Genomic DNA, 14,114 nt, shown 5'->3' with positions numbered 1-14,114 from the left:
CGCCTCCCTAAGTAACCCGCCCGTTCCCACCTGTCCAGAGACGTGCCGTCGCGCGTACCGTTCCCCGTCCGATTCCTCGCCGCGTTGTTCGTCGGGTGCCTCGTGAGCATGCTCACGGCATCGATGGCGAACGCCCATGAAGTCCCCCGGCACGTCGCCGTCCGCGCCTATGTGGCATCGCTCCCCGATCGGGTGCGGCTGCTCGTGCGCATTCCCATGGACGCCGTCCGGGATGTGGAGTTCCCGCTGCTCGCAGCCCGGGCTCGTCCCGATGGACCACGCCCGGGCGTGATCGATGGCGCGGTGAACGGTTCCGTGAACGGTTCTGTGAACGGTTCCGTCGATGTCGCGCGCCTGACCCCGTTCCTGCATGATGCGGCCAGGCTGTGGGTGGCCGACGGGGTGTTGTTGCGCGATGGACCCGATGCGCTGCCGTCGCCCGATGTCATCGCGGTGCGCGCCGCCCTGCCGGCCGATCGGGCGTTCGACACGTACACCTCGGCGTTGCACGCGGTACAGCACGTGCCGCTGGCCGACTCGGTGCGGATTCCGCCGCTGCAACTCGCACTCGAAGTGTTGCTCGAAGTGCCCGTCACGCGACCGGTCACCGATCTGATCATCGAACCGCGCTGGGCGCATCTCGGCGTGCAGACCACCACCGTGATGCGGCTCGAGCTTCCGGATGGTGGCGAACGTTTCTTCACATGGGACGGCGATCCCGGTGCCGTGCGCCTCGATCCCTCCTGGGCGCACGCCGCGGCGCGGTTCGTGGGGCAGGGCGCGCTGCACATGTTCGGCGGGCTCGATCATGTGCTGTTCGTGTTGTGTCTCGTGCTGCCGTTCCGCCGCATCCGGCCGCTCATCGGCATCGTCACCGCGTTCACCATCGCCCATTCCATCACGCTGGCCACGGCTGCACTGGGTTATGCGCCCGACGTACAATGGTTCTCGCCGCTGGTGGAGGTGATCATCGCCGCCTCGATCGTGCTGCTGGCGCTGGAGAACATCGTGGGGGCGAAGCTCGAACGGCGCTGGATGATGGCCTTCGTGTTCGGGCTCGTGCACGGTTTCGGATTCTCGTCCGTCCTGCAGGAGGAATTGCAGTTTGCCGGCGGCCATCTGCTCACCGCGCTGGCGGCCTTCAACGTGGGTGTGGAACTCGCACAGGTGACGGTGCTGCTGGTCGCCGTGCCCGTGCTGAACTGGGTGTTCGCGAAGTGGATCCCTGAACGCACCGGCGTGATCGTCGCGTCCGCGCTGATCGCGCACGAGGCCTGGCACTGGATGCGGGATCGCAGTGATGCCTTGCGGGGCACATTCGCCTGGCCGGCGTTCGACATCGATTTCTGGCTGATGGCCATTCGGGTGGCGATGGTCCTGCTGGTGTTGCTGGGCGTGATGTGGGCGATTTCCGGTGTGATGACACGCCTGCAGCAGCCGCGCGCACGGGCACGCATGCAAACGCTCGTGTTGCTCCTGCTGGCGGGCGCCCTGTGGACATCGGCGCCCACCACGGTGGATGCGCAATCGGTGACACGCACCACCATGGCCGGCGTCTACACCGCGGATCAGGCCAACAAGGGCAAGGAAGTTTTCGCGAGTTCGTGTCTCGGATGTCACACCACGGCCTCGCACATGGGAACGGCATTCGAGATCAAGTGGTTCGGCCGCCCGCTCTTCGATCTGTACGATTACCTGAGTCAGCTCATGCCGAAGACCGCACCGGGCAGCCTCACCGAAGACGAGTACGTGTGGGTGACGGCGTACATTCTGCGCCTCAATCGCATGCCGGCCGGCAAGACGGAATTGTCGGCCGAACCATCGTGGCTCAAGTCGGTGCGCGTGGATTCGGTGAAGACACCGGTCGCGCGTGATGCCGGGAGTGGTGGCCGGAACGGTGATGGATCGGGTGGCGGGACTGGCGGTGGAATTGGTGGTGGGATTGGTGGTGGCACATCAACACGGAACGCAACAGGAGGTGAGCGATGACCCGACGGGGTGCAACAAAGCTCGTGGCGCTGGCGGTGGTGGCGACAGCCGTGGGAGGCGCGCTGCTGGTGCGGGCCGGTACGTCCACCGCACAGCCGGGCAAGGTGCTGGCGCGTGGCAACGCGTACGGCGAATGGCGGCACTGGGGCGCCGATCAGTGGAGTACACGCTACTCGCCGCTCGATCTGATCAACGCGTCCAACTTCGACTCGCTCGAAGTGGCCTGGGAGTGGAAGGCCGGTGCGTTCGGCAAGGACGAGTACTATCGCACCACGCCGCTCTATGCGAACGGTCGTCTGTTCACCGTGGCCAGCACCCGGCGCGTGGCCATGGCGCTCGATCCGTCCACCGGCGAAACGTTGTGGATGTATCGCCTCGACGAGGGCATTCGCTGGCAGAAGGCGCCGCGGCAGTTTGCCGGACGTGGTCTGTCCTACTGGACCGACGGCACGAGGGAACGGTTGCTGTTGGTCACGCCGGGCTATCATCTCGTGTCGCTCGATGCAAAGACCGGTCGCCCGGATGCCACGTTCGGCAAGAGTGGCGTGGTCGATCTGATGGAGGGCCTGGGGTATCCCATGGTTCCGCTCGCCGTCGACGATTCCGGTCCGCTCATCATCTCCGATGCCGCGCCGTATCGCAAAGCGAAGCCGGGAGAGACATGGGATCCGGTGAAGAAGATCGGCGCCGACGGCACGGTGGGAATCGAGGGGCAGGTCGCCTCCAGTTCACCCGGCATGGTGGTGGGCAATGTGTTCATCGTCGGCAACTCGTCCATTCACGGCTACTATCCCATTCGCGCGACCAACCCGATCGGCACGATCCGCGCGTTCGATATTCCCACCGGCCGGTTGCTCTGGAAGTTCAATCTCGTGCCGCAGCCTGGTGAGTTCGGCGCCGAGACGTGGAAGAACGGGTCGAAGCAGGGAACGAAGGGTGTGGGCAAGGTGGATGCCTGGGCGCCGTATGCTGCCGACGAACAACTCGGCCTGGTGTACATCCCCGCCGGCATGCCGCTCATGGACGAATACGGCGGCCATCGTCCGGGTGACAATCTGTTCGGCAACAGTCTGGTGGCGCTCGATGTGAAGACGGGCAAGCGCAAGTGGCACTACCAGATGGTGCATCATGACATCTGGGACTACGACGCACCGATGGCGCCGAATCTCATGGATGTCACGGTGAACGGACGCGTGCGCAAGGTGGTGGCGCAGCCCACGAAGCAGGGGTGGTTGTATGTCTTCGACCGCGCCACGGGCGAACCGATCTGGCCGATCGACGAGAAGCCGGTGCTGCAGAGTGGCGTGCCGGGCGAGAAGTCTGCACCAACACAGCCCATTCCATCCAAACCCGCTCCGTATTCGCAGCAGGGATTGATGGCCGAGGATCTCATCGACTACACGCCGGCCATCAGGGACTCGGCGCTCGTGTTGGCGAAGCGGTGTCGTATGGGGCCGTACTACATTCCGCCCGCCGCAGGTGACGGCAAGGATTCGACGGGGTTCCGTTGTGCGTGGTATGCGCCAGGCGCGAGCGGTGGCGTGAACATCGATGGTGGCGCGACGCACGATCCGGAAACGGGTCTGCTGTACGTGGCTTCGATCACGGGACTCAGCACCACGTCGCTGCTCAACGATCCGTGTTCGGAGTTCGACTACAGCTCACCGGCGTCGAACTGTGGTCTGATCGGTGCGCTGCCGACGCCGGCGGGTTACAAGAAGCCGGAGAACGTGGGGTTTGCCGGACGTGCGTCCGGCTCGATGATCGGCGGCATCTCGATTCTGAAGCCCAAACAGTATGGCGGCATCACGGCCTACGACATGAAGACGGGCGACAAGGCGTGGTGGATGCCGAACGCGGGATACATCAAGCAGACCAGCCGTGATCCGATCTGGAGCGGGGTCACGATCCCGCAGCTTCCGGGCCGTGGACAGGCGCAGGCCATCACGACCAAGTCGTTGCTGATCTACGGCACGGGACGCAGCGGCGGTCTGCCGGGTGAACCGCCCAAGCTGTTCGCGCTGGACAAGGCGAGTGGAAAACAGGTCGGTGCGCTGGAGATTCCGGCCAAGACCACCGCGGTGCCGATGACGTTCCTGCACAAGGGCGAACAGTACATCGTCTTTGCGACGGGAGCTGAGGAGAACACGAGCCTGGTCGCTTTACGGTTGCCGAGGAAGCGGTAACGGCCAACAGCAACTGCTTTGCCGCGTAATCCGCGGCAAAGCAGTTTTCTTGTTTCGTTATTTCCTGCGCTCGTACCGCTTGAGCGCCTTCTGCCCCACTTCCGCGCCGTAGATATTGCCGGCCGCGTCCACGGCCACGCCCTCGGCGCTGCTCGTCGTGGGCGGGTTCGGCTCCGGATCGGGAATGAAGGCCGTCACCACCCCGGTCCGGGCGCTGCCGATACGGATGCCGCGCTTCCACGCCCCATGCGGCGGGTTCACCGATCCCGATTCGGAGTCGGCCACATAGATCGAATCGCGCGCATCGATCCAGATGCCACTGGGGCTGCTGAACTGATACCAGGTATCGAGCACTCTGAACTGCTCGTCGACGATCAGGATCCGGCTGTTGCCACGATCCCCGATGAACAAGCGCCCGCGCGAATCCATGGCCAGTGCATGCGGTTGATCGAGCTGTCCGTCACCTTTCCCGAACGAGCCCCAGGTCCGCTTGAGCTTGCCCTGCGCGTCGAACACCAGAATGCGCGCGTTGGAGCCCTCACGCGACGAATGTCCCTCGGCCACGTAGATGTCGCCGTTGCGCGCCGTGATGACCGTGTTGGGTTGCCAGAAGAAGGCGCTGTCCCGGCCACCGCCTGGTGCGCCGAGTGTCATGAGGAGAGTGCCGGTGGGCGAGAACTTGTAGATCTGATGCCCCTTGCCCGGAGGTGCCGGCGTCCTGCCGCCGGTGCAGGTACAATCCACCACCCAGATGTTCCCGTCCCGGTCGACATGGATACCATGGGGCGAGAGAATCATGCCGGCGCCGAACGCCGTGACGAGCGTACCACGTTCGTCGAACTTGAGTACCGACGGCAATGACGAAGCCGCGCAGGAGTTCACACCGCAGCGTTCGGCCACCCAGATACTCCGGCCGTCCTTGTCGATCGCGACCGCGCTGGTGGAGCCCCACGTTCGGCCCTCGGGCAGTTTGGCCCACCCCTCCACCGTCCGGAACGGATTGGGGCGGTCATTGACCGGCGGCATGGACGGGTCGGACTGTCCGGCCGCACGACTGGCCGGGATGGCGAGCGCAACGAATGCCGCGAGGGCGGACCCCGCAAAGATGGCGAAGCGACGCATGAACAGGTTCTGGTAGGGGCGGGCAACGGTGGGAAATGGAAAACTGGGCCGGCGATCCGGGTCCGGCAATCACCGGCAATCACCGGCGACAGGACCTGATATGGCCGCGATATTGCGCGACCGATCCCAGTACGCCAGCGTTCCCAACCATCGATTCTCCGGAAGTCTCCCGAATTTTCTTCTCGTGCGCGACCTCACTCACGGCTCCATCCCCAGACATCTGCTGCGCCTCGCCCTCCCCATGGCGGCGGGGATGATCTTCCAGACGCTGTACTTCCTGGTCGACCTGTGGTTCGTCGCCAGGCTCGGCGACGCCGCGGTGGCCGGCGTGGGAGCGGCGGGCAATGTGCAGTACATCGTCATGGCGCTCACCCAGGTGCTCGGTGTGGGGACGATGGCGTTGATCTCGCACGCCGTCGGCCGCAAGGATCGCGACGACGCCAATCTGATCTTCAATCAGAGCGTGGTGTGGGCCGGTGTGTGCGCACTCATCACACTGGTGGGCGGATACGCGCTGTGCGAACGGTACATGAACACCGTGGGCGCCGATGCGGCCACCCATGCCGCGGGCGTCACCTATCTGCGCTGGTTCATCCCCGGTCTGGCCCTGCAGTTCGCCCTGGTGTCGATGGGCTCGGCGTTGCGCGGCACCGGCATCGTCAAGCCGATGATGGTGGTGCAGATGCTCACCGTCATTCTCAACATCGTGTTGGCGCCCGTGCTCATCGCGGGGTGGGGCACCGGTCGTGCTCTCGGTGTGGCCGGTGCGGGATTGTCCAGCACGATCGCCATCGCGGCCGGTGTGATGCTGCTGCTCGGCTACTTCTTCCGACTCGAGCACTACGTGTACTTCCAGCGGGCATTGCTCGGCGTGCGCTGGGATGTCGTACGACGCATGCTGAAGATCGGCGTGCCGCCCGGTGGTGAATTCGCCCTGATGTTCGTGTTCACGGCGGTGAACTACTATGTCATTCGCGACTTCGGTGCGGCGGCGCAGGCCGGTTACGGCATCGGTTCACGGGTGATGCAGTCGATCTTCCTGCCGGCCATGGCCATCGCCTTCTCGGCGGCGCCGCTGGCCGGACAGAACATGGGCGCCGGACATCTCGATCGGGTGCGCGAAACGTTCCGGTCGGCCGTGATCATGGGTGGAGGACTCATGACGGTGCTGGCGTTGCTCTGTCAGTGGCGCCCCGACCTGCTGGTGAAGGGATTCACACCGGAAGCGGAAGTCATCGCCGTGGCCGCGGAGTTTCTGCGCATCATCTCGTGGAACTTCGTGGCAACGGGGCTGATCTTCACCTGCAGCGGCATGTTCCAGGCGCTGGGCAACACGATGCCCTCGCTGTTCAGCAGTGCGTCGCGTCTGGTGACCTTTGCGCTGCCGGCGCTGTGGCTCGCGCGTCAGTCGTCATTCCGACTCGCGCATCTGTGGTGGCTGTCGGTGGGCACGATGGTGCTGCAGGCCGCATTCGTGTTCTGGTTGCTGCACCGGGAGCTCGACAAGCGGGCCGCCGTGCGATCCGAACCGGCGGTCGCGTGATGATGCCTGGCCATCGTGGAGCGCGCATGATTCAGCGGTGTCTGGCGACCGTCGCATTGATCGCCGGCGCGGGTGGTGCCGTCTCGTGCGCACCATCCGAAGCGAAGACGCCAGCGCACGCCGCCGTGCAACTCTATGCCATGCTCGATGCGCTGGGTGTGCAGACGGTGCCCGATTCGTTGTCCCTCACGGCACTGCGGCCCTTTCTCAGTGACTCCCTGGCCGATGCCCTCGCGCACGCGGATCAGGCGCGACGGACGGCGGCGCGTGAGCGGCCCGATCAAAAGCCGGTCTTCGCCGATGGGGATCCCTTCAGCAGTCTGTTCGAAGGACGCACCAGCGCCAGACCCGACACCACCATCACGCAGGGTGACACGGCGTTGGTGGTGATGGCCTTCACCAACACCACACAGCGTCCCGCGGTGAACTGGCGTGACACCGTGGTCGTCACGCGTGAACGGGGACGCTATGTGGTGGCGGACATTCGTTACGGAACCACCTGGGAATTCGGATTCACCGGACGCTTGCTGGCGATCCTCAGGGCGCCCGTCTGAGGCGCACCGATCCCGAACCACTTTCCACACGCAGGCGACCGCGCCCATCACCGATCGTGCCGTGTATTTCGCGACGCGCGAAACGGCTGGTCCTGATCTCGAAATCGGAGCTGATCCCACCGCTGCCGGTTTCGATGTCCACCGTCGCACTGAAGTCGGCCGGCAGATTCAGAGTGACACCACCGGATCCCGATTCGATCGCGGCCGAACGTGGTGAACGACGCAAGCCCAGAGAGACACTGCCACTGCCGGCGTCGACGGTGATGGTTTCCGCGGTGGCGTCCTCGAGACGCACGCCGCCCGATCCCACGTCGATGTCGAGACGCTGACAGTTGGCGGCGCTGCCGCTCACCCCACCCGATCCCGTCTCGATGGAGCAATCCTCGGCCGTGACGCCATCGAGGGTGACCCCACCGGAACCGGTATCGAGACGCAGCGTCGATACCCGGGCGTCGCGCACGACGATACCGCCGGATCCCGTATCGATATCCAGATTGCCGCGCACCTGTTCGGCGGTGATGCGCGCCGAGGCCGCATCGAGCGAGAGGGTGGCGTCGACGTCGATCGCCTTGAGTTCACCCACCAGCAGATGGGCGTTGAACTTCTGCCCATCCGGCACGAGCACGCGGATGTCGGCCCATGCTTCCATGCCATCACCACGCGAACGGATGCGCACGCGTCGTCCGCCGCGCCAGCCGTTGTCGCCACCCCAGGTACCATCGTCGTTGATGCGGCTGTCGGTGGCGCCCCGGTTGCGCTCCGACGCGGGGCTGTAGACGATGTCGTCGTCGGGATAGATGACGCGCAGCGTGGGGATGCCACGCACCGTACCGGTTTCGATGCGCAGCCGGCGTGCATCGGCGCCGCGGCGGGTGATCTCGAATTCCACGGTGCGTCCACGTCCACGTCCACGTTCGATGCGCACTTCGCCCGCCAGATTGTACAGGGCCACGCGCTCGCCGCTGAGCGTCTGGCGTTCGGTCTGTGCCTGGAGGGGACTGGTGAACGTCAGGAAGACCGCACTCACGGCCCCGGTCATGAGGCCGGTGTTCGGCCACGACGTCGGACGAAGACCACGCGGACGCTGCGGGTTGTTTCGCAGGGAAGGACTCATGAGACCCGATGTTGATGTGATTGACCCGGACCCCTGACACCACGTGGTCAGCGGTGCGAGGTTTCACGTGTCTCTGCGGAGCGATTGCAGAAACGGCAGGCGTCGGGCGACGAGGCCCGATCCATTCCTGCCACCGTTTGGACAGAGTGTTCCCACCGCAGGGTTTGAACGGATCATCCCCATGTCTTCCCACCTGCCCATGCTTTCCCGTTCCCGCGTGGCCCGCATCACCCCATTGATGGCGGCCTGCCTGCTTTCCATTCCGGTGTGCGCCACCGGCGCGCAGTCGGGGGCGTCGACCGCCGCGGTTCCGGCGGTACTGCCCACCGCGTCCATCGTGATCGACTCCGCCGACCCGGTGGCGGTGATGGTCTCCCAACTCGATCTCGCGAAATACAAGGCCACCATCAAAGGCCTCGCGCAGTTCGGTGACCGCCGCCAGGGCACCAAGCGCAATCGTGATGCGGTGGACTGGATCGAAGCCCAGCTCAGGAGCTACGGCTGTACGAACACGGAGCGTATCACGTACGAATACAATCCGCCGGCGCCGCAGCCGCGTCCTGCGAATACCGGCGGTGCCGGCAACGCGGCGAATCGTCCGCCTGCCGCTCTCACGGCCGTTGGTGGTGGCCGGCCGCGTGGCATCCGGACACGTACGGGCGTGAACAACGATTCATTGCGGCAGCCCGATGCCCGTCTTCGCGCGCTGAATGCGGAGCCCAGCACGCCGGGCAGGCGCCAGGAGGTGTACTGCACGAAAGTCGGCACGACACGTCCCGACGAGATGTACATCGTCGGTGGGCACATGGACGGCATCGGATGGGGAGAAGCCGTCAATGACGATGCATCGGGCACGGCCATCGTCATGGAGCTGGCGCGCATCTTCAGTGATCCGCGTGTGCAGACCGAACGATCGGTGCGCTTCATCCTCTGGAACAACGAGGAGACGGGCCTCAACGGTGCGCATGCCTACGTCGATCAGCGCGCACGTCTGCAGGGCATCGAAGAACCGAAGGGTTCAGGGAAGTATCCCGAGCCCCGCTGGCTCGGCATGATCCAGCACGACATGATGATGTTCGATCATGGCATGCCGAAGGCCGATGGCACCATCCCGAAGGATCAGCGTCCCGAAGCCGACGTGAACATCGAGTTCCAGGCCAACTCGAAGATGGCGAAGCAATCGGCCGAGCTGGCGTGGGCGCTGCATGGAGCGAATACGAAATACGCGACCGACTATCCCGCGCAGGTGGGGCCGCACATGACCAACACCGACTCGGGTCCATTTCAGGATCTCGTGGCGTCGGTGAGCATGCGGGAGAACGAACGCGGCACGCAGATCGGCAGCGGATGGGATCCCCACTGGCATCAGCCCACCGATCTGTTCATCACCTTCAGTGACGCCGATTTCCGGCTGGGACTGAATGCCGCGCAGACCACGCTGGGCGCGGTGGCGAAGTTGGTGGGGGCGATGGTGCGGAAGTGAAGCCGGGTGGAGGGTGACGGTGAGCTGATACAGTCAGAACGGAACGCGCGCGGCCCACGGTCTCGCGCGTTCCAACTGACCGGCCACCTGAAACAGGGTGGCTTCATCGCCGAACCGCGCAACCATCTGCGTGCCGATGGGCAGCCCCGTCGCATTCCAGTACAGCGGCACCGACATCGCCGGCTGACCCGTGACATTGAACAGCGCCGTGTAGGGCATGAATGCGTAGACCTTGTCGACGATGTCGTCCAGCATGCCGGCGGCACGCAATGCATTGCCCAGTCCGAAACGACCGATCACACTCAACGCGGCCCGTTCCAGCGCCGTGGGTTGCAGCGCGCCGATGGTGAAGGGCGGTGCGGCCAGTGTGGGCGTGAGCAGCAGATCGTACCGTTCGTGAAAACGACCGACGACGCGACCGGCCATCTGCAGTTCACGCGCGGCGCTCGCATAGTCGCCCGCGCTGAGGGAGCGGCCCACGAGGCCGAGTGCCCAGGTGGAGACCTCCACGTCATCCATGCGCGGACGGCGGCCGAGTTGCTGGCCAAGCCATGCGATATCGGCGCGGCATTCACCGGCCACGATGGTGAGGAACGCACGCGCCAGCGCCGCGCCGTTCACCACGGGCTCCGCGCGCTCGACATGATGCCCCAGCGACGACAGCAGCGTCGCGGCATCGTCGAGCGCCGCGATGCAATCGGGATGCACATCCTTGCCGAAGAATGGCGTGGTGGTCACCGCGATACGCAGGGGCTCCGGGTCACGTTGCACTTCGTCGAGATAGGGGCGCTCCTGCCGCGGACAGGCCACCGGTGTGCCGATGTCCTCACCGGCAGTGGCGTCGAGCATCGCCGCCGAATCGCGCACGCTGATGGTGAGCACATGCTCCTGCACGAACCCCCGCCACGAATCGCCGAACACCGGGCCGGTGGGCATGCGACCACGACTCGGTTTGAGACCGAAGACGCCGTTGCATGATGCCGGGATGCGGATGGAGCCGCCGCCATCACCACCATGACCGATCGGGACGATGCGCGCGGCGACAGCCGCCCCCGAACCCCCGCTCGATCCGCCCGTGGTCTTGCCGGTGTCCCAGGGATTGTGCGCCGGCCCCAACGCTTCGCTCTCCGTGAATGGCGTGAGTCCGAACTCCGGTGTGTTGGACTTGCCGATGAACACCGCGCCGGCCCGTCGGTACCGCGCGACGAGTTCGCTGTCATCCGGCGCCACGATCTGCTGCAGGCGATGGTTGCCGAAGCTGGTGGGCACGTTCGCGATGTTGGCGAGCATGTCTTTGATGACCATCGGCACACCGACGAACGGCGCGTGATGATCGGGTGATGCTTTCAGCGCGGCCTCCAGTGCCTGCGCCATCTCACGGGCCATCGCCTCGAGCGGACGCACGATGGCATTGAGCGCCGGATTGCGGGCGGCCATGCGGGCGAGCGCCGCCTCGGCCAGCTCCGTGGGCGTGATCTCCCTCCGGTGCACGAGGTCCGCCATGGCGAGACCATCGAGCTGGTCGTATTCGGGCAATGGAAGCGTCATGCAGAATCCTGCCCGTTCAATCCAGAAAGCGCGAGGGGCCGATCGCCGACGGCAGCAGACACCTGCGCGGGGCCAGCCGGTAACGCCGGCGGGCGATCATCCCGTAGAGGGTATCGCGAAACCCGCGGGGGACGATACGCCCTGCCGCCGCGAGCCAGCGCCAGGGGCCACCCAGATAACGCAGCACCGCGAGCACCGCATCACTCCGGACGAGGATCGCGGGAGAGTGGCCCAAAATACCGGTCACCCAGATGACGGAATCGACACCGGCCAGCGTCGGGTGCTCCTTCCGGAGCCTGCTCGCGACCTCTCCCCGCAACGGGGCGAAATACAGACGGTGCGCCGCGGATGCCAAAGCCCGTTCGTGCCGCAACACGAACTGTACACTCGCGGCGCAGACTCCACATTCACCGTCATAGAGCAGGATCGGGGCCTGCCGCGGCAGTGAAGCCCCGAGGGGTCGCGGCTCGGCGACGGACATCCCGAAATATACCAAATACCATCACGGACAGGCGTTGCATTGCGTCCCCGGTCGGGCGAGCTTGCGCCCATGGGACGGAGAAACCGCAGGGCAGGGCATGGTCCGCATTCGCAGCGCGCATCCTGGTGCAGTCCATGGCGCTGATCTCGCTGCAGGGCGCCACGATCGCGTTTGGCGGACCGCCGGTGCTCGATGGCGCGAACTTCGCCATCGAACGCGGGGAGCGGGTGTGTCTGCTGGGACGCAACGGCGCCGGCAAGAGCACGTTCATGCAGGTGCTCGACGGCACGCTCGCTCCCGACGATGGCCTCGTGGTCCGGCAGGGCGGGGTCACCGTGGCCCGTCTCGAACAGGATGTGCCACGTACGCTCTCCGGCTCGATTTTCGATGTGGTGGCATCGGGGCTCGGAGAGCGCGGACGTTTGCTCACGGCGTTTCACGCGGCCTCGGTGCGGGTGAGCACCGATCACTCCGACGCCGCGCTGGCGGAACTCGATCGCCGTCACCGGCAGATCGATGCCGCCGATGGTTGGCAACTGCATCGACGGGTGGAGACCGTGTTGCAGCATCTGCAGCTCGATGCCGACGCGCTCATCGAGCACGCATCCGGTGGACGCACCCGGCAGACGCTGCTGGCCCGTGCCCTCGTCAGTGCGCCCGATGTGCTGCTGCTGGACGAACCCACCAACCATCTCGATATCGATGCCATCGAGTGGATGGAGACGTATCTCATCGCGCAGGGCATCACGCTGGTGTTCGTCACGCACGATCGCGCCTTCCTGCGTCGTGTGGCCACGCGCGTGGTGGAACTCGATCGCGGCCAGCTCGCGGATTTTGGCACGAGCTACGAGACCTATCTCGAGCGCAAGGACGCGATGCTCCACGCCGAATCGAAAGCGTGGGAGGACTTCGATCGTCGCCTGGCGCAGGAAGAGGTGTGGATCCGAACGGGTATCCAGGCACGTCGTACGCGCAATGAAGGCCGCGTGCGCGCGCTCGAGGCGATGCGCGTGGATCGCGCGACCCGACGGGAACGCGTTGGTACTACGCGCGCGCAGGTGCAGGAAGCCGATCGCTCCGGACGTCTCGTCATCGAAACGCAGGGGCTGACTTTTTCGCATGGCGACCGTCCCATCGTGCGCGATCTCACCACCACGATCATGCGCGGCGATCGGGTGGGACTCATCGGACCCAATGGCTCGGGGAAGACCACGCTCATCCGGTTGCTGCTCGGCGAACTCGCTCCGGATGCCGGCGTGGTGCGGCACGGCACCAATCTCGAGATCGCGTACTTCGATCAGTTGCGTGAACAGCTCGATCCCGAGCAGACGGTCTTCGAAAGCATCGGCGAAGGCAGTGAATGGGTGCAGATCGGCAACGAGCGCCGGCATGTGCACGGCTATCTGCAGGATTTCCTGTTCTCACCGGATCGTGCGCGCACGCCCATTCGCGCCCTGAGTGGCGGTGAACGCAATCGGTTGCTGCTGGCGCGGCTGTTCACGAAACGGTTCAACGTGCTCGTGCTCGACGAACCCACCAACGATCTCGACATGGAGACGCTGGACGTGCTCGAGTCGCTGTTGCTGGGGTTCGGTGGCACGCTGCTGCTGGTGTCGCACGACCGTGCCTTTCTCGATGCCGTGGTGACGAGCACCCTGGTGTTCGAAGGACGGGGAGAGGTGCACGAGTACGTCGGTGGGTACTCCGACTGGATCCGTCAGCGTCCGGTGCCCGCGGAGGCGGTGCTGGCGCCCGCCCGCGCATCGGAAGCCGCCCCGGCACGGCCATCCGCCGCACCAGTCAAAGAGAAGAGGCGCAAACTCTCATTCAAGGAGTCCGCCGAACTCGATGGACTTCCCGACCGGATCGCCGCCGCCGAGGAGGAGCGTGACGGGTGTTATGCGCAACTGGCCGATCCAATGGTCCTGCGCGATGGTGCGCGCGTGGTGGCGTTGCAGGCGCGGGCGGCGCAGTTAGACGAGGAGGTGCTGGCGATGATGGAGCGGTGGGAGGTGTTGGAAGCGCTGCGGTGATCGTTGCCGCTGGTGCAACGCCGGATGGCGCGACAAGTTCATCGCCACTCGCTTGGTCGTT

At 65.3% G+C, this 14,114-nt stretch carries 10 protein-coding genes; 6 read left to right on the top strand and 4 right to left on the bottom strand.

Annotation, left to right across the window (positions count from 1 at the left end; all coding sequences use genetic code 11):
* Positions 1–108: 108 nt before the first annotated feature.
* A complete protein-coding gene (locus WG208_RS16165) occupies positions 109–1,989 on the top strand; it encodes a HupE/UreJ family protein (protein WP_337172699.1) in 1,881 nt (626 codons plus the stop codon).
* The gene (locus WG208_RS16160) at positions 1,986–4,175 is read left to right on the top strand and encodes a PQQ-binding-like beta-propeller repeat protein (protein WP_337172411.1); all 2,190 of its coding nucleotides are present in this window, start codon (positions 1,986–1,988) and stop codon (positions 4,173–4,175) included. Before WG208_RS16165 ends, WG208_RS16160 begins: the two co-directional genes overlap by 4 nt.
* Positions 4,176–4,232: 57 nt before the next feature.
* Here WG208_RS16160 and WG208_RS16155 read toward each other — a convergent pair whose 3' ends face one another.
* On the bottom strand, positions 4,233–5,297 hold the full coding sequence (locus WG208_RS16155; protein WP_337172410.1) for a hypothetical protein: 1,065 nt from the start codon (positions 5,295–5,297) through the stop codon (positions 4,233–4,235).
* 184 nt (positions 5,298–5,481) lie between these two features.
* Here WG208_RS16155 and WG208_RS16150 point away from each other — a divergent pair, with 184 nt between their 5' ends.
* The gene (locus WG208_RS16150; protein WP_337172409.1) at positions 5,482–6,840 is read left to right on the top strand and encodes an MATE family efflux transporter; all 1,359 of its coding nucleotides are present in this window, start codon (positions 5,482–5,484) and stop codon (positions 6,838–6,840) included.
* 26 nt (positions 6,841–6,866) lie between these two features.
* Positions 6,867–7,394, top strand: coding sequence for a hypothetical protein (locus WG208_RS16145; protein ID WP_337172408.1), 528 nt, complete (start codon positions 6,867–6,869; stop codon positions 7,392–7,394).
* Here the strand turns inward: WG208_RS16145 and WG208_RS16140 are convergent.
* Positions 7,378–8,508 carry a DUF4097 family beta strand repeat-containing protein gene (locus WG208_RS16140; protein ID WP_337172407.1) on the bottom strand — a complete coding sequence of 377 codons (1,131 nt, stop codon included), beginning with the start codon at positions 8,506–8,508 and terminating at the stop codon, positions 7,378–7,380. The genes WG208_RS16145 and WG208_RS16140 overlap by 17 nt on opposite strands.
* Positions 8,509–8,689: 181 nt before the next feature.
* Between WG208_RS16140 and WG208_RS16135 the strand changes: the two genes are divergently transcribed.
* The gene (locus WG208_RS16135) at positions 8,690–9,991 is read left to right on the top strand and encodes a M20/M25/M40 family metallo-hydrolase (RefSeq protein WP_337172406.1); all 1,302 of its coding nucleotides are present in this window, start codon (positions 8,690–8,692) and stop codon (positions 9,989–9,991) included.
* Between the two features lie 33 nt (positions 9,992–10,024).
* Here the strand turns inward: WG208_RS16135 and WG208_RS16130 are convergent, their stop codons facing one another.
* Complete coding sequence (locus WG208_RS16130) at positions 10,025–11,539, bottom strand: amidase (protein ID WP_337172405.1); 1,515 nt, start codon at positions 11,537–11,539, stop codon at positions 10,025–10,027.
* A gap of 16 nt (positions 11,540–11,555) precedes the next feature.
* Entirely contained in the window at positions 11,556–12,020 is a 465-nt protein-coding gene (locus tag WG208_RS16125; RefSeq protein ID WP_337172404.1) for a DCC1-like thiol-disulfide oxidoreductase family protein, read from the bottom strand.
* A 134-nt stretch (positions 12,021–12,154) separates the two neighbouring features.
* Between WG208_RS16125 and WG208_RS16120 the strand changes: the two genes are divergently transcribed.
* Positions 12,155–14,053 carry an ATP-binding cassette domain-containing protein gene (locus WG208_RS16120; protein WP_337172403.1) on the top strand — a complete coding sequence of 633 codons (1,899 nt, stop codon included), beginning with the start codon at positions 12,155–12,157 and terminating at the stop codon, positions 14,051–14,053.
* Positions 14,054–14,114: the final 61 nt, after the last annotated feature.

It is taken from the genome of Gemmatimonas aurantiaca (assembly GCF_037190085.1).
In the GTDB taxonomy this organism is placed as follows: Bacteria; Gemmatimonadota; Gemmatimonadetes; order Gemmatimonadales; family Gemmatimonadaceae; genus Gemmatimonas; species Gemmatimonas aurantiaca_A.
The sequence above is the reverse complement of the archived record's forward strand: the minus strand, read 5'-3'. Positions and strand labels throughout refer to the sequence as shown.

What these genes read in the sequence shown, in the direction of transcription:
- WG208_RS16165 (WP_337172699.1), top strand. Translation starts at nt 109, where the DNA reads ATGCTCACGGCATCGATGGCGAACGCCCATGAAGTCCCCCGGCACGTC.
- WG208_RS16135 (WP_337172406.1), top strand. Translation starts at nt 8,690, where the DNA reads ATGTCTTCCCACCTGCCCATGCTTTCCCGTTCCCGCGTGGCCCGCATC.
- WG208_RS16120 (WP_337172403.1), top strand. Translation starts at nt 12,155, where the DNA reads ATGGCGCTGATCTCGCTGCAGGGCGCCACGATCGCGTTTGGCGGACCG.
- WG208_RS16155 (WP_337172410.1), bottom strand. Translation starts at nt 5,297, where the DNA reads ATGCGTCGCTTCGCCATCTTTGCGGGGTCCGCCCTCGCGGCATTCGTT.
- WG208_RS16140 (WP_337172407.1), bottom strand. Translation starts at nt 8,508, where the DNA reads ATGAGTCCTTCCCTGCGAAACAACCCGCAGCGTCCGCGTGGTCTTCGT.
- WG208_RS16125 (WP_337172404.1), bottom strand. Translation starts at nt 12,020, where the DNA reads ATGTCCGTCGCCGAGCCGCGACCCCTCGGGGCTTCACTGCCGCGGCAG.
- WG208_RS16145 (WP_337172408.1), top strand. Translation starts at nt 6,867, where the DNA reads ATGATTCAGCGGTGTCTGGCGACCGTCGCATTGATCGCCGGCGCGGGT.
- WG208_RS16160 (WP_337172411.1), top strand. Translation starts at nt 1,986, where the DNA reads ATGACCCGACGGGGTGCAACAAAGCTCGTGGCGCTGGCGGTGGTGGCG.
- WG208_RS16130 (WP_337172405.1), bottom strand. Translation starts at nt 11,539, where the DNA reads ATGACGCTTCCATTGCCCGAATACGACCAGCTCGATGGTCTCGCCATG.